The organism is Nonomuraea sp. NPDC049607 (genome assembly GCF_040675375.1).
In the GTDB taxonomy this organism is placed as follows: Bacteria; Actinomycetota; Actinomycetes; order Streptosporangiales; family Streptosporangiaceae; genus Nonomuraea.
The window spans coordinates 26,675-40,918 of the sequence record NZ_JBFAOV010000043.1 but is presented as its reverse complement, the minus strand read 5'-3'; the positions used below and the strand labels follow the sequence as shown (position 1 = coordinate 40,918).

Genomic DNA, 14,244 nt, shown 5'->3' with positions numbered 1-14,244 from the left:
GCGGGTCAGGGGACGTCCCACTCCAGTTGGCCGGCGACCGCCTTCGGCTTCATGTAGCCGATCGTTCCGCCGGTCTCCAGGGCGTCGGCGGTCGCCTTCAGCAGGGCGTGGTACGAGCGGATGCGGATGCCGCCGGGGGCGAAGCTCATGCTGCCCTCCTGGTCGGTCTCGCCGACGTCACGGCGTACGGAGTCGATCACGAGGCTGTCGCCCGAGCCGTCGGAGGCGACGGGGATCATGCGTCCGTCCCACCATTCGTCGCGGGGGTCGTCCGTGTCGTCGGTGGCGTCGATCCCGCACAGGACGCGCCAGTGGTCGCGGATCTCCCGGATGCTCTCGTTCCGGTTGCCCAGGAAGCCGAAGGGCCAGGTGCCCTCGGTGATGGCGGAACCGTTGTGGCGCAGCAGCGAGGCCCGCAGGTCGTCGGGGAACGACAGGCCCGTCTGCGCCTCGGCGACCGCGATGGTCGTGGCCTTTCCCGGGGCGCCGAGCGTGCGGTAGCTCTTGGGGGCGTTGGCCTTGAGCCACGTCTCGATCCGCCGCCACTGCCGGTCGACCGCGCGGGTCACCTTGGGGTCGATCTCGCGTACGTGTGGCTCGGCCGGCCGTGGACGGCAGTCGGCGTCGACCATCTCCTGGACGGAAGGCGGTTCCTGGGGTTCGGCGGGCTGCTGGTCGGCGGGCGCCGGCTCGGCGGCCTGGTCCCACCAGGTGTCCGGCTCCGAACCGCTTTCCACCGCCAGGTCGAGGTCCGTCACGCAGCGGACGCCGGCGTCCGCGTAGGCCGGGGCGCAGGGCACATTCTCGACCTCGGTCGCGGGGTCTCCTCCCTTGGAGAACACCGCCGACTCCAGGGCCTGCGCGGCCCCGGCCAGCACGACGATCGCCAGGCCCACCATGGCCCACCGGTTCAGGCGCCGCCGGGTGGCGCCGTCGAGGGGCGTCCTGTCGGCGAAGAAGGCGGCGAGGGCGGGGTTGTCGAAGAAAGTGGCCGATCTGGTGGCGTAGCGCTCGACGTCCGCCTTCGTCGGCGTCCCGAGGATGGGGGCGGGCGGCCACAGCGACGGCGCGCTCCCGGCGCCCGTCTCAGAGCCAGGCCGCGACGAACCCGGCCGCTCAGTGCCCGGCCCCTCAGTGCCTGACCGCCCAGAGCCTGGCCGCCCAGAGCCCGGCTGTTCGGGAACCGGCCGGGCGGAGTCCGGCCGGTTCGCCGGCGGCGGCGGTTCCGGTGTTCGGGAACGGCGGACGAGCACGATCGCCGCCACCGCCGCGGTCACCGCCACGGCCGCCGCCGAAAGCGCCCACCATAAGCCCCGAGATGTGATCATCCGCCGCACGTGCGGCACAGTATCGGAAGGCACCGACACGTCCCGATGAATCACACCAACTGGACGAATCCCGCCAAGACGAGCGCCGGACGCCTCTGAATCACACCAACCGGACGAACCCCGCCAAGACGAGCGCCGGACGCGTCAGAGCCAGTGCCAGGTGATGTGCGCCTCGCGGGCGGCGTCGGTCACCCATTCGTCGAAGGCGGCCTCGCCGGCGGCCTTCAGGGTGACCGCGTCCGCGACGGCCTCCTGTCGTTCGAGGACCTGGCCGGTCAGGAAGCCCTCCTCGAAGGGGACCGGACCGGCGGCGCCCCCGGCCGGCACGTCCCGCAGCGGTTCGGGCAGCTCGCCCGCCAACGTCCGGGTCCTGGTCAGCCGCAGGTCCCACCGTCCGGCCAGGGAACCGTCGAGCTCGGCGGCCTCGACCGGGGCGTCCGACAGCACCCAGGCCGCCCGTACCTGGGCGAACCGGTCACGATGGCGGTCCAGGTACGCGGGAGCCAGCTCGGCCCGCATCCGGCCGCGGAACCGCTGGTCCTTGGCGGTCATGGTCATGTGCTCGTGGAACGCCTCGGCGGTCATGCCCATCCGGTCCAGCCACTCCAGCATCGCGTCGTGCCCGAGCAGGCCGCGCCGCCTGCGGAACCCGTCCGCGGCCGCCTGGACCTCCTCCAGGCCGACGTCCTCCTGTTCGGCGGCGTTCCGCAGCACGCAGAACCGGACCAGTTCCTCCTGCGGCGACAGCCCGGGACGCGTCAGCGAACGCAGCATGAGCATCGCCTCGGACGCCGACACGTGCGTCCCGTCCACGGTCAGCACGTAACCGGCGGCCCAATGGGTCGAATGGTCCACCAGCCAGGACGTGCCGTCCTCGGCCTGCACGGCGAGCATGATGGTGCCGCCCGACGGGTGGTCGATCAGCAGGTCGTAGTCGACGACCGGCGAGCCGGGACGCGGGCTGGTCACGAGCTGGGCGCCGAGCCGCGGGTGCGCCTGGGCCCAGGCCGCGGCGGTGCGGCGGGCCTCCTCCACGGCAGAACGCCGGCGGGCCAGCCCGCGCAGCAGGTTCACGCCGCTTTCGAGGGCCGGGCCGAGGGAGAGCTGAGTCATTGCGCGTCCGTTTCTCCGGCCGTGAGCCAGTCGGCGATGGCGTCGCTGATGGGCAGGCCGGTCAGGTCTTCGATCCAGGCCCACTGGCCGTTGGGGTTGATCTCCAGGAAGACGTACTGGCCGTCGGGGGTGAGGATGAGGTCGATCGCCCCGAACGACACACCCAGCGCGGCGACCAGGTCCACGCAGCGGCGGGCGACGTCGCCGGGCAACCGGTGCACGCTGTGGCGGGCGCGGGCGAAGTCGTAGTGACGCCAGTCGTCGCGGGTGCGCGGCGAGTCCTGGGAGGCGATCTCGGCGGTGAACACCTGCCGTCCGACCACGGTGGCCCGCAGCTCCACCGCCTTGGGCACGTACGGCTGCAGGATGACCGGTTCGTGGACCATGCGCCCCCGGCCGCCGAGCGACCGCCGGTTCACGACGGTCGTGTAGACGGCGTGCGCGCCGCCGTCGATCGCGAAATTGGTGTGCTCCATCGCCTTGGCGATCAGCCGCCCGCCCGCGTTCTCGTAGGCGGGCACCAGCTCGGACGGGTCGTTGGTGACCACGGTCCGCGGCACGTCGAACCCCAGCCGCCTGGCCAGGGCCAGGTGGACCAGCTTGTTGTGCGCCCTGCGCAGCGCCGGCTGGCGGGCCGGCAGCCAGCGCGCGTCCAGCAGGTCCCAGAAGCCTTCCGTGAACCACTCCGACAGCTCCGCCCCCCGCTCGCGGAGGTCGTCGGCGGTGACGTCGTCGGCGGCGCGCGGGCGTCCGGGACGCCGGGTCCAGACGGCCGTCGTCGTGGAGAGGTCGAAGACCTGCCCGTCCCTGGTCAGGACCAGCTCTTCCCCGTCCGCGCCGAACCGGACGGTGAGCCGGGCGGCGGACGGGTACTCGCCCGGGTCCCACCACAGGACGTCCGCGCCCCGGGCCTTCAGTTTGGGCAGGACGAGGTCCACGGTCGCGTCGCCGGGCTCGCTCAGAATCAGTAGCACGTGTCCCCCCAGCCGCGTGGGAGGAGGGCAAGCCCCCTCCCACGCGGCCGCGAATCGTCTCTATCAGTAGTCGGAGACCCAGTCGGTGGGCGGGTTGCCGTTGGTGCCGTAGCAGCGCTGAGGACGCATGCCACCCGCGACGAGGCCGAGATCGACCTCCTCGATCACCGCCAGTTCGTCACCCAGATCGTCCAGACTCACGATCTTCTTGCTCATGGTCGTCACCTCCTTTCACAGTGAGCTGCGAGCCCCCCGGCTCGCGGACGTGCGAACACGTCCTCAGCTCATGTGCCAAGCCCACCATCCGGGGTTTGAAGGCGACTTGGATGTGACTTGAGAGGCAGGAGTGACCGGCGTCAGGCCCCCCGGGCCAGCGCCACGCGGACGACTTCGCGGGCCAGCAGGCGGGCCGGGTCCATGACGGGGACGGGGACCGTGGCCGGGTCCAGGGCGAGCACCACCTCGGTGCACGCGGCCACCACGCGCTCCGCGCCGCGGGCGGCCATCGAGCGGGCCTGCGCCGCCAGCGCCTCGGCGTGCTCGCGGCCGGCGCGGCCGCCCTTGACGGCGGCGATGGCGTCCATGACCTCGCGCTGGCCGGGCTCGTCCGGCTCGACCGGGGTGACGCCGTGCCGGCGCAGCGCGGGGCCGTACAGGTCGGCGCGGAGCGTGCCGGTGGTGGCCAGCAGCCCGGCGGCGCGGACGCCGTCGGCGGCGAGGGCAGCGGCGGTGACCTCGACGATGCTGACCAGCTCCAGCCCGGCCTCCTCGGCCAGGCGCGGCACGAACGCGTGCGCGGTGTTGCACGGCACGGCCAGCACCTCGCACCCGGCCCGGCTCAGCGCCCCGATGCCGTGCCGCAGTTGCGGGGTCGGGTCCTCACCGTGCCCGAGCAGGCTCGTCGACCGGTCGGGGACGCGGGGATCGCCCCAGATGACGACCGGCACGTGCTCCTGGTCGCCGGTGGCGCCGGTCGCGGCGGTCTCCTCCACGAGCTTGCCGTAGAAGTCGACGGTGGCGGCGGGGCCCATGCCGCCCAGCACGCCGACCATCCTGGCCCGGCCGAGCGCGGTCATCCGTGGGGCCTCCCTTTCCTGTGGCTTCCTCCGACGGCGGTCGGGCCCAGGATCGCGGTATAGGGTGTGCCGACCTCTGGAACGCAGTAATCAGACATCAAGGGAGGATCAGTGCAGGATTCCGGCGCCGAGCCGCCGTCGTTGCTGGCCGAGTCCGACCTTGAGCTCATCGACGCGCTGCAGATCAGCCCGCGGGCGAGCTGGGTGGAGGTGGGGGCGGCCGTCGGCGCCGACCCGGTGACGGCGGCCCGGCGCTGGCAGCGGCTCACGAGCACCGGCGAGGCCTGGACCTCGGCCGCCCTCGGCCCGCGCCAGATGCACGCGCTGAGCATGGCGTTCCTGGAGATCGACTGCGCGGCGGGCGCGGCGGCCGACGTCGCGGCGGCGCTGGCGCGCGAGCGCCACCTGATCACCGTGCAGCACGTGGCCGCCGGGCACGACCTGTTCGTGATCGCGGTGGCCCCGTCGCTGCCGGCCCTGGCCGACCACGTACTCACGGCGCTGCCCCGGGTGCCGGGCGTGGCCAAGGTCCGCACGCACGTCGCCACGCGGGTGTTCGAGGCGTCGTGCCGGTGGCGGCTGCGGGTGCTGCCGCCGCGCGCCGCCGCCGCGCTGGCCAGGCGGCCGGCCGCGCCGGAGTCGGCCAAGGAGATGGACGAGATCGACCGGCGGCTGTTCACCGCCCTGCTCGCCGACGGCCGGGCGCCCTACGCCGAGCTGGCCAGGGCGGTGGGCACGTCCGAGCGCACGGTGCAGCGCCGGCTGACCAGGCTGGTGGCCACGGGCGACCTCGACTTCCGCTGCGACCTGGCGCGTTCGCACGCGGGCTGGCACTCGGCCGCGCTGCTGTGGCTGCGGATGCCCGACGCGCTGCTGGAGGAGACCGGCCGCGCGCTGCTCGGCTGGCCGGAGACGCGTACGTGCGCGGCGCTGGCCGGGCCGCGCAACATGCTGCTCACGGTGGGCCTGCACGGCGTGGCCGACCTGCATCCGCTGGTGGTGCGGCTGGAGGAGCGCTTCCCGCACGTGAACGTTGCCGACCGGCAGATCGTGCTGCGCCAGTCGAAGCTGTACGGGCGGCTGCTCGACCCGTACGGCCGGTGCGCCGAGGTCGTCCCGGTGGACCCGTGGAGCCTTCCGCGGGCCGCGTGATCAGCGGGGCTCGGGGACCGTCCCGCCGCGGGACTCCCTGCACATGCCCGCGCGCAGCACGGCGGCCTCGCTCGTGGCGACGAGCTGCAGGTCGCCGACGGCCAGGGCGGGCAGGCCGAGCGCCGACACCGTGGCGGTGATCCGGCCGACCTCGCCGCGTACGCGTGCCTCGTCGCAGCCGACCCGGGGCGCGGGGGCGCCGAGCGTCGGCATGACCAGCAGGTCGATCCCGGCCGTGTCCGCCGCGAACGCGGCCCGCAGCGCCGCCAGCCGCTCGACGGCCCGCCGGTGCTCCTCATGGCCGATGCCGCCGGCGGCCGCCAGCTTGGCGCGTACCCCGGGGCTGTAGCGGGCGGCGCACTCGGGGAAGGTGCCCTCGTGCGTCCGGCGCGCCTGCGCACTCACGATCGTCCAGTACGGTTCCAGCACCTCGGCGGGCAGGGCCACCTCGCGCAGCCGCGCGCCCAGCTCGGCGAAGTCCCCGGCCTGCCCGCAGCCCTCGGCGACGCCCACGACCAGCCCGGCCAGCGAGTCGGGCGGCTCGACGACCTCGCCGGTCAGCGCCTGCCAGACCCGGGCGCAGTCTGCGACCGAGGTGGTCATCGGGCCGACCACGTCGAAGGCCGGCGCGAGCGGCGCCACCCCGGCGGCGGGCACGGCCCCCGAGCGCGGGCGCAGGCCCACCACGCCGCAGCAGGCCGCGGGCATGCGCACCGAGCCGCCGGTGTCGGTGCCGAGCCCGAACCGGGCGATCCCGGCCGCGAGCGCCGCGGCGGTGCCGCCGCTCGAACCGCCGGGGGTCAGGTGCGGGTGGCGCGGGTTGCGCACGTCTCCCCAGTGCGGGTTCTCGCTGGTCACGCCCCAGGCGAACTCGTGCTGGTTGGCCTTGCCGACCAGCAGCGCGCCGGCCTCGTCCAGCAGTTCGACGCAGCGGGCGTCGGCCAGGGCCGGTTCGGCGCCGTACAGGGCGGAGCCTCGGGTGGTGGGCAGGCCGGCCACGTCGATCATGTCCTTGACCACGTACGTCCAGTTCCGCAGCGGCCCGTCCGGCGTGGGACGGACGTCGCGCCCGAGCCGGTCGAGCACGGGCTCGGGACCGGCCTCGATGAGGATGTCGTGCCCGCTGTGGAGGCGGATTGCCTCGGCGGACTGGGCGATCGCCGCCTCGCGTTCCACGGTGGAAGATCTCCTTAACCTTGCGCGGGCACGGCGACGCCAGGTGGTCGCGGCCCGGGGGTGATCCGGCACATGCTGGCAGATCGGCCCTGGCCGCGTCGAGAGGCGGGTCAGACGGTCAGCGCGTCCAGGAGCCACTGGAGGCGGGCGGTCTCCCGGTCGGGATGGACCAGCGTGAAGATGCTGCGGCTGATGTTGAGCCATGGCACGTCGACCACCACGACGTCCTCGCCGTGGCCGCGCAGTGCGAGGTCGGGGATGAGGGCCGCGCCCACGCCCGCGCCGATCAGCGACAGAGTGATCTTGAAGTCGTCGGAGTGGCAGACCACGCGCGGGTGCAGGGACCAGTGGGCGAACAGGGCCTCGAAGAGCGTGGCGTCGCTGCTGGCCGGATGGTGCATGATCCACGGCAGGTCGACGAGCTGCTCGGCCCGGTACGGCGACAGGTCCGGCCAGAGCCTGGGCAGGACGAGCTTGTACCGGTCCTCGGCGATCCACCGCCTGTTCAGCACCGACGGCCACGACAGCCCGGTGTTGCCCACCTGGTAGACCACGGCGGCGTCCATCTCGCCGCCGCTGCCCAGACGGGCGATGAGCTGGGACGACTCGGCGACCGACAGCCGGATCCCGGCCCGGTCCTCCGGTTCCATCTCCCGCAGGACCCCGGCCAGCACGTCGGTGAAGCTGGGGAACAGCCCGAGACGGATCTGCGGCTCGCTGTTGCGGTGCACCGCCTGGACGGTGGCCACCATGCGCTCGATGTCGGCGAGCACCGTCTCGGCCTGCCTGGCCAGCACCTCCGCCGCGCTGGTCGGCAGCACGCTGTGCGCGAAGCGGTCGAACAGCCGCACGCCGGTCTCGCGTTCCAGCGCGGCCATCTGCTGGGAGACGGCCGAAGAGGTGTATCCGAGACGATTCGCCGCGGCCGCGAACGACCCCAGACGCACTACCTCACCCAGTGTGCGCAGATGTTCTGGCTTGAGCATAAGCGTTCCTTGCCCTCAGCGCTGCTAAATGTCGTGTTTATATCGCTTCCTACTTCTTTCTGCCACTTCTACAGTGAGCCGCACCACCCCACCCGAAACCCCTGAGAGATCCATGACATGCGCGTATACCGCAACGCCACCATTCGCACCGGCACCAACGGCGCCCCCGCCGCCCAGGCCATGGCCGTGGACGGCGAGCTGATCGTCGCCGTCGGGAACGAGGCCGACGTGCGTGCGGCGGCGGGCTCGGGAGCCGAGCTGGTGGACCTCGAAGGCGCCGCCGTCCTGCCCGGCCTGTACGACGCCCACATCCACACGGCCCAGTACGCCCAGAGCCTCGGCGCGGTCGACCTGCGCGACGTGCGCTCCCTGGACGAGGCCCTGGCCAAGGTGGCCGAGCACGCGGCGACCCTGCGGCCGGGCGCGTGGCTGTTCGGCGGCCGGTGGAACAGCAACATCTGGAACCCGCCCGTCCAGCCCGACCGCAAGGCCCTCGACTCGGTCTGCCCCGACCTGCCCGTGGCGCTGCCCAACGTCGACGGCCACACCGTCTGGGCCAACTCCGCCGCGCTGCGGATGGCCGGGATCGACGCCTCCACCCCCGACCCGGTCGGCGGCGAGATCGTCCGGGACGAGTACGGGGAGCCCACCGGCATCCTGCGCGAGTCCGCGTCCTATCCGCTGCGCGCCCTCATGGTCTCCGGCGACCTGCGCGACCTGCTGCGCGCCGGCCAGGAGGAGCTGCTGTCGTTCGGGCTGACCAGCGTGCACGACATCGACGGCGAGGACTGCCGGGCCGCCTACCTGGAGCTGCGCGACTCCGGCGAGCTGAAGATCCGCGTGCACAAGGCGATCCCCACGGTCGCCCTGGACGCCGCCATCGCCGAGGGACGCCGTACCGGCCAGGGCGACGACTGGGTCCGCACCGGCCCGGTCAAGGTGTTCAGCGACGGCGCGCTGGGCTCGCACACCTGCCACATGCACGAGGCGTTCGCCGGTGAGCACGACAACACCGGCATCGCGGTCACCCCGTACGAGGACCTCGTACGGATCTTCAGCAAGGCGGCGGCGGCCGGCATCGCGGTCGCCACGCACGCCATCGGCGACCGCGCCAACCGGCTGGTCCTCGACGCCTACGAGGCGATCGGGACCACCGCCGGCCTGCGGCACCGCATCGAGCACGCCCAGCACCTGCGGCCCCAGGACCTGACCAGGATGGCCAGGCTGGGCGTCGTCGCCTCGATGCAGCCGGTTCACTGCACCACCGACATCGCCCTGGTGGACTCGCTGCTCGCCGGCCACGACCTGGCCTCCTACGCCTGGCGAGGCATGCTCAACGCCGGGGTCGCGCTGGCCTTCGGCTCCGACGCGCCGGTGGAGAGCCCCGACCCGTGGGCCGCCCTCTACGCCGCGGTCACCCGTACCAGGCAGGACGGCACGCCCGCCGGCGGCTGGCAGCCGGAACAGCGGCTGAGCATGGCCGAGGCGATCACCGCACACACCCTCGGCGCCGCGTACGCGGCCGGCGAGCAGGACCGCAAGGGCGTGCTCGCGCCCGGCATGCTCGCCGACTTCATCGCCGTGGACACCGACCCGTACCTGGAACCGCCGGAGGCGGTGCTGCGCACCCAGGTCCTCACCACCGTCGTCGGCGGCGAAGTCCGCTGGCAGCGATCCTGAAGGAGCACCCCCTCGTGAACATCCGCACCATCTCCGCCCTCGCCGCCGGCGCGCTGCTGGCCGCCACCACCGCCTGCGGCGCCCAGTCCCTGGACGGCGGCGGCGACGCCGCCCCCGCGGACGGCGGCACGGCGGCGGTCACGCTCGACCAGGCCCCCACCGAGGAGAAGGCGGCCGACGTGATCAACGCCATCACCCCGGACAAGGACCTGGCCGCCAAGGCGCCCGCCCGCCTGAAGACGCAGGGGCTGAAGGTCGTCACGTCCGTCGGCTACCCGCCCATGGAGGTGTACGCGAGCGACGGCAAGACGGCGATCGGCTTCGACCCGGCGCTGGCCAGGGCCATCGCCAGGAAGCTCGGCGCCAAGGTGACCATCTCCGACGAGGAGTTCAACTCCCAGATCCCCGGCGTGCTCACCGGCCGCTACGACTTCGTCATCTCCTCGATGAGCGACACGCCGGAACGGCAGAAGCAGGTCACGTTCGTGGACTACGTGCAGGCCGGCGCCGGTCTGCTGGTCAAGAAGGGCAACCCGGCCAAGATCAACGGCCCGGCCGACGTGTGCGGCAAGACGGTCTCCGTCGTCGACAACGGCTCGTCCATGGAGCTGGCCGAGCAGTACGACGCCGACTGCAAGAAGGACGGCAAGCCGGCCGTCAACATCCTGAAGTTCCCCGGCGACCAGGAGGCCCTGATCCAGCTCACCGGCGGCCGGGCCCAGGCCACCATCACCGACTACGTCGTGGCCGCCAGCAAGGCCGCCGACCCCAAGCTGGACGTCGAGGCGATGGCCCTGGAGGGCACCGAGAGCCCGTGGGGCATCGGCATGAAGCCGGACGACAAGGAGCTCGTCGAGTCGGTGAAGGGCGCCCTGGACTCCCTCATCGCCGGCGGCGAGTACGCGAACCTGCTGAAGGCGTGGAACCTGGACAAGCTGGCCGTCCAGTCCGCTGTCGTCAACGGCGGTAAGTGACCATGCGCACGGAACCCTTCACCGGGCCGTCCGGGGAGCACATCCCGGTCGCCAGGGCGCGGCACTGGGGACGCCTGGCGGCCGCGGCCGTCGTGACGGCGATCGCCGGCTGGCTGGTCTACCTGGTCGTGGTGAACCCGCGCCTCGACTGGGGCAAGGTCGCCGAGTACCTGTTCAACGACCGCATCCTCGCCGGGATCTGGGTCACCATCGAGATCTCGGTGCTGGCGACCGTGCTGGGGCTGGTGCTCGGCGTCGTCGTGGCGATCATGCGGCTGTCGCACAACCCGGTGCTCAGCGGGCTGGCCACGCTCTACATCTGGTTCTTCCGCGGCACGCCGGTGCTGGTGCAGCTCATCTTCTGGTACAACCTGGCCTTCCTGTTCCCCGAGCTGGTGCTCAAGGTGCCGTTCACCACGATCGGCGTCAAGTGGGACACCAACCTGGTGATGACCGGTTTCACCTCGGCCATGCTGGGGCTCGGGCTGAACCTGGCGGCGTACTTCGCCGAGACCGTACGGGCCGGGATCCAGGCCGTCGACCACGGCCAGACCGAGGCCGCGTACGCGCTGGGCATGACGCCGGCCAAGCGGATGCGCGTGATCGTGCTGCCGCAGGCGCTGCGCATCATCATCCCGCCCACCGGCAACGAGTTCATCTCCATGCTGAAGACCACGTCCCTGGTCTACGTGGTGGCCGGGCACGACCTGATGACCAACGCCAGCCAGATCTACAAGGCCAACAACCTGATCATGGAGCTGCTCATCGTGGCGAGCCTGTGGTACATGCTCATGACCGCCGTGGCGACCTTCCTCCAGGGCCGGCTGGAACGCCGGTTCGGCTCCGAGGCCGTACGGCTGGTCCGCGGCGGCGGGCTGGCGGCCCGGATCCTGCCCAAGGCGGCGGCGTGAAGCCCGTCGTGCACGCCACGGGCGTGCGCATGGGCTACGGCGACACGCAGGTGCTCAACGGCGTGGACTTCACCGTCGCGCCCGGCGAGGTGAGCTGCGTGATCGGGCCGTCGGGATCGGGCAAGTCGACCTTCCTGCGCTGCGTCAACGGGCTGGAGCAGGTGCTCGGCGGCAGCCTGCGGGTGCTCGACGAGGAGGTCGGTCACAGCCTGCGCGAGGGACGCTACCGGCCGTGGACGCCCAAGGAGTTCGCCGTCTTCCGCCAGCGGATCGGCATGGTGTTCCAGCGGTTCAACCTGTTCGCCCACCAGAGCGCGCTGGAGAACGTGGCCTGCGCCCCCGTCCACGTGCTCGGCGTCCCGGCGGATCGGGCCCGGGTGACCGCCATGGAACACCTGGACCGCGTCGGCCTGGCCGCGCACGCCCACAAGCGGCCCCACCAGCTCTCCGGCGGCCAGCAGCAGCGGGTCGCCATCGCCAGGGCCCTGGCGATGAGCCCGGAGCTCATGCTGTTCGACGAGCCCACGTCCGCGCTGGACCCCGAGCTGGTGGACGAGGTGCTGGAGGTCATGCGCGGCCTGGCCGCCGACGGCATGACGATGGTCGTGGTCACCCACGAGATCGCCTTCGCCAGGGAGGTCGGCGACCGGCTGGCCTTCTTCGCCGACGGGGTCGTGGTAGAGAGCGGCCCGCCGGCCGAACTGCTGGCCAACCCGGGGCACGAGCGGACCAGGGCGTTCCTGTCCAGCGTCCTGAGCTCGGACAACCGCTCCTGACGACGGCCCGGCAGCCCGACCGCGGCTGCCGGGCCTCCGATCAGCGTGCGCTGAACCGCAGGAAACCGGCCGTCTGTGTCGTGGCGGCGATCAGGGAGCCGGCGATCAGCGCCAGCCACAGGCCGTTCAGCCCCCACGCCTGCGCCGCCGGGCCCGCCACGGCGGCGAGCACGCCGTTGCCGAGCACGGCCGACCCCAGCGTCCAGGACGACCGCCGGAGCGCCGTCAGACCGGCGGACATCACGATCGCGCAGTGGTCGGCCAGGGCGTAGACCACCGACAACGGGCGACGGCGGCCAGCCCGAGCAACCCGTGCAGCGACAGCAGGACGGCGTGGGCCGCCGCCCCCTGGGCCCCCGTCCGCGCGGCGGCGTAGGTCACCCCGCCCAGGACCGCGAACTTGACGACGAGCGTGGCCGACATCGGCAGGCCCACCCTGGCCATCCGCAGGATCTCCCGGGGACGGGGGCGTCCCGGCCACGGCGACCGTCCGCGCAGCTCGGGCAGGCGCAGCAGGAGCGCGTTGGACACGGCGACGGCCACGGCGGTGGACGCCAGCAGCGCGACACCGCTGCCCTGAACCCCCATCCGCGGCACCAGGACGAGATGCAGCACGATGTTCGCAGCCGTGCTCGACAGGCCGGACCTGAGCACCAGCCGGCTGCGTCCCAGCGCGACCAGCATGCCGCCGGCGCCGCTGCCCGCGGCGTACAGCAGCACCTGGGCCGCCATCAGCGGCGGCAACGCGCCGAACTCGGCCGCCACCTCGCCGGGCGCCCCACCGATCCGCGCGATCATCGGGACCCCGAGCATGACGCCCGCGCCGGCCGCGCCGAGTCCGAGGGTGAGCCAGCGCGCGTCCTTCAGGACGGCCAGCGCCTCGCCCGGACGGTCCCGGCAGGCGGCGACGAACGGCGCCATCCCCCGCAGCCCGCCCGACACCGCGGCCGTGACCGGGGTGAGCACCGCGTTGACGAGGGCGAACGCCGCCAGTTGCGCGGTGGCCTGGCGTCCGAGTAGGGCGGTGCCGACGAGCTGGGCGACGACGCCGGCACTCATGGACAGGTAGAGCGGAACGGCGGCGGCGAGAAGCGCACGATGTGGGGAGGGCATGAAAGGCAAGATCCCGGGGGCGCCTGCCCGCCGGGATGCATGATCATTATACCGGTACGCCGCCCGTCCCGTCTGCCCCTTCGCCTCTCAGCCGCCCATGTCCGTCGAGGTCGTCCGCGGCACGGCGGGTTCAGGCAAACCTGACCTCCAGCCTGATCCGCTGGTTGGTCCCGCTCTGCTCGAAGTCGGCGGTGACCTGCGAGCCGAAGGAGGAGCTGCCGGTCAGCTTCACCTGGAGCGGGTAGACCTTGCCGCTGCCGGCCGAGCGGTAGGTCGCGGTGATCCGGTACCGCCCCAGGGGCACGTCCACCACCGCCCAGCCGCTGTCGGTGTAGACCGGTTCGCGACCGGAGACGACCCTGCCCTTGCTGCCGTCGATCAGCGGGCCTACCGGGGTCATCGTCAGCCGTACGTTCTCCTGGTCGACGTTCTCCGGGAGGTTGTCGAACCAGAGGTTCGTGGCGACCAGGCCGCCGTAGTAGCGGCCGTCGGTGCCCGGCCGCCTGCCGGTGACGCGCCAGGTGAAGTTCCGTACGCCGCCGGCGCTCGCCCGGACGGAGGCGGTCGAGGAGGGCTCAAGGTCGAAGGTGTACTGCCTGCCGTTGAACTGCCGCGTCACCGAGGCGCTGACCACCCAGGACGACGGTTCGTGCGGCAGTCGCGTCCGGTAGAGGCCGTTACGGTCGCTGAGCAGCACGATGTCGCTGTTGTAGTAGCGCCGGTCCTTCACCACGACCTTCGCGCCCTCGACCGGCCGCCCGGCCGAGTTCACCACCCGTCCCTGTACGGCGTAGGCCGCCGCCGCGATGCTCACGTCAGCCGCGTCGGCCGGGCCCGGCGCGCACCCGAGCACCGCGCTCAGGACGAGCGTCGCCCCCGTCCTGCCCAGAACCGACCGTTTCCTCGTCTCCCCCACGCCCATCTTCTCCCCGTCCACCGAACGCGTCCCGTCCTGCCGGCCAGAAACGAGATCACCCTGGCACCG

General features: G+C 72.7%; 15 protein-coding genes. 5 read left to right on the top strand and 10 right to left on the bottom strand.

The window, feature by feature from the left end; translation table 11 throughout:
* Positions 1–5: 5 nt before the first annotated feature.
* The 5 genes from AB0J97_RS45040 to AB0J97_RS45020 form a co-directional block, all read right to left on the bottom strand.
* Entirely contained in the window at positions 6–1,328 is a 1,323-nt protein-coding gene (locus AB0J97_RS45040) for an SMI1/KNR4 family protein (RefSeq protein ID WP_364101639.1), read from the bottom strand.
* A gap of 144 nt (positions 1,329–1,472) precedes the next feature.
* Positions 1,473–2,441, bottom strand: a complete 969-nt coding sequence (locus AB0J97_RS45035) for a TIGR04500 family putative peptide maturation system protein (protein WP_364101636.1) — start codon at positions 2,439–2,441, stop codon at positions 1,473–1,475.
* Entirely contained in the window at positions 2,438–3,415 is a 978-nt protein-coding gene (locus AB0J97_RS45030) for an MvdC/MvdD family ATP grasp protein (RefSeq protein WP_364101633.1), read from the bottom strand. Before AB0J97_RS45030 ends, AB0J97_RS45035 begins: the two co-directional genes overlap by 4 nt.
* Positions 3,416–3,478: 63 nt before the next feature.
* On the bottom strand, positions 3,479–3,631 hold the full coding sequence (locus AB0J97_RS45025; RefSeq protein WP_357696154.1) for a hypothetical protein: 153 nt from the start codon (positions 3,629–3,631) through the stop codon (positions 3,479–3,481).
* Between the two features lie 140 nt (positions 3,632–3,771).
* Positions 3,772–4,491 carry an amino acid racemase gene (locus tag AB0J97_RS45020; protein ID WP_357696156.1) on the bottom strand — a complete coding sequence of 240 codons (720 nt, stop codon included), beginning with the start codon at positions 4,489–4,491 and terminating at the stop codon, positions 3,772–3,774.
* Positions 4,492–4,602: 111 nt separating this feature from the next.
* Here AB0J97_RS45020 and AB0J97_RS45015 point away from each other — a divergent pair, with 111 nt between their 5' ends.
* Positions 4,603–5,643: an AsnC family transcriptional regulator gene (locus AB0J97_RS45015; protein WP_364101628.1), complete on the top strand. Its 1,041-nt coding sequence runs from the start codon at positions 4,603–4,605 to the stop codon at positions 5,641–5,643.
* Here the strand turns inward: AB0J97_RS45015 and AB0J97_RS45010 are convergent, their stop codons facing one another.
* Together AB0J97_RS45010 and AB0J97_RS45005 are read right to left on the bottom strand one after the other, a co-directional pair.
* Positions 5,644–6,819, bottom strand: coding sequence for an amidase (locus tag AB0J97_RS45010; protein WP_364101625.1), 1,176 nt, complete (start codon positions 6,817–6,819; stop codon positions 5,644–5,646). It lies immediately after the preceding gene.
* Positions 6,820–6,929: 110 nt separating this feature from the next.
* Entirely contained in the window at positions 6,930–7,805 is an 876-nt protein-coding gene (locus AB0J97_RS45005) for a LysR family transcriptional regulator (RefSeq protein WP_357696162.1), read from the bottom strand.
* A gap of 117 nt (positions 7,806–7,922) precedes the next feature.
* On the opposite strand from AB0J97_RS45005, the gene AB0J97_RS45000 reads away from it, so the two are divergent.
* The 4 genes from AB0J97_RS45000 to AB0J97_RS44985 are packed head-to-tail and all read left to right on the top strand — an operon-like array spanning position 7,923 to position 12,146.
* Positions 7,923–9,485, top strand: a complete 1,563-nt coding sequence (locus AB0J97_RS45000; RefSeq protein WP_357696164.1) for an amidohydrolase — start codon at positions 7,923–7,925, stop codon at positions 9,483–9,485.
* 14 nt (positions 9,486–9,499) lie between these two features.
* Entirely contained in the window at positions 9,500–10,459 is a 960-nt protein-coding gene (locus AB0J97_RS44995; RefSeq protein ID WP_364101622.1) for an ABC transporter substrate-binding protein, read from the top strand.
* Between the two features lie 2 nt (positions 10,460–10,461).
* Positions 10,462–11,370, top strand: a complete 909-nt coding sequence (locus tag AB0J97_RS44990; RefSeq protein WP_364101619.1) for an amino acid ABC transporter permease — start codon at positions 10,462–10,464, stop codon at positions 11,368–11,370.
* 29 nt (positions 11,371–11,399) lie between these two features.
* Positions 11,400–12,146: an amino acid ABC transporter ATP-binding protein gene (locus AB0J97_RS44985; protein ID WP_357696658.1), complete on the top strand. Its 747-nt coding sequence runs from the start codon at positions 11,400–11,402 to the stop codon at positions 12,144–12,146.
* A 40-nt stretch (positions 12,147–12,186) separates the two neighbouring features.
* Here the strand turns inward: AB0J97_RS44985 and AB0J97_RS44980 are convergent, their stop codons facing one another.
* From AB0J97_RS44980 to AB0J97_RS44970, 3 genes are all read right to left on the bottom strand, one after another.
* Positions 12,187–12,429, bottom strand: coding sequence for a hypothetical protein (locus AB0J97_RS44980; RefSeq protein WP_364101616.1), 243 nt, complete (start codon positions 12,427–12,429; stop codon positions 12,187–12,189).
* Complete coding sequence (locus tag AB0J97_RS44975; RefSeq protein ID WP_364101613.1) at positions 12,387–13,259, bottom strand: polysaccharide biosynthesis C-terminal domain-containing protein; 873 nt, start codon at positions 13,257–13,259, stop codon at positions 12,387–12,389. The genes AB0J97_RS44980 and AB0J97_RS44975 overlap by 43 nt, the downstream gene beginning before the upstream one ends.
* 130 nt (positions 13,260–13,389) lie before the next feature.
* A complete protein-coding gene (locus AB0J97_RS44970; RefSeq protein WP_364101610.1) occupies positions 13,390–14,175 on the bottom strand; it encodes a hypothetical protein in 786 nt (261 codons plus the stop codon).
* Positions 14,176–14,244 lie beyond the last annotated feature (69 nt).

What these genes read in the sequence shown, in the direction of transcription:
- AB0J97_RS45040 (WP_364101639.1), bottom strand. Translation starts at nt 1,328, where the DNA reads ATGATCACATCTCGGGGCTTATGGTGGGCGCTTTCGGCGGCGGCCGTG.
- AB0J97_RS45035 (WP_364101636.1), bottom strand. Translation starts at nt 2,441, where the DNA reads ATGACTCAGCTCTCCCTCGGCCCGGCCCTCGAAAGCGGCGTGAACCTG.
- AB0J97_RS45025 (WP_357696154.1), bottom strand. Translation starts at nt 3,631, where the DNA reads ATGAGCAAGAAGATCGTGAGTCTGGACGATCTGGGTGACGAACTGGCG.
- AB0J97_RS45020 (WP_357696156.1), bottom strand. Translation starts at nt 4,491, where the DNA reads ATGACCGCGCTCGGCCGGGCCAGGATGGTCGGCGTGCTGGGCGGCATG.
- AB0J97_RS45005 (WP_357696162.1), bottom strand. Translation starts at nt 7,805, where the DNA reads ATGCTCAAGCCAGAACATCTGCGCACACTGGGTGAGGTAGTGCGTCTG.
- AB0J97_RS45000 (WP_357696164.1), top strand. Translation starts at nt 7,923, where the DNA reads ATGCGCGTATACCGCAACGCCACCATTCGCACCGGCACCAACGGCGCC.
- AB0J97_RS44990 (WP_364101619.1), top strand. Translation starts at nt 10,462, where the DNA reads ATGCGCACGGAACCCTTCACCGGGCCGTCCGGGGAGCACATCCCGGTC.
- AB0J97_RS44985 (WP_357696658.1), top strand. Translation starts at nt 11,400, where the DNA reads ATGGGCTACGGCGACACGCAGGTGCTCAACGGCGTGGACTTCACCGTC.
- AB0J97_RS44975 (WP_364101613.1), bottom strand. Translation starts at nt 13,259, where the DNA reads ATGCCCTCCCCACATCGTGCGCTTCTCGCCGCCGCCGTTCCGCTCTAC.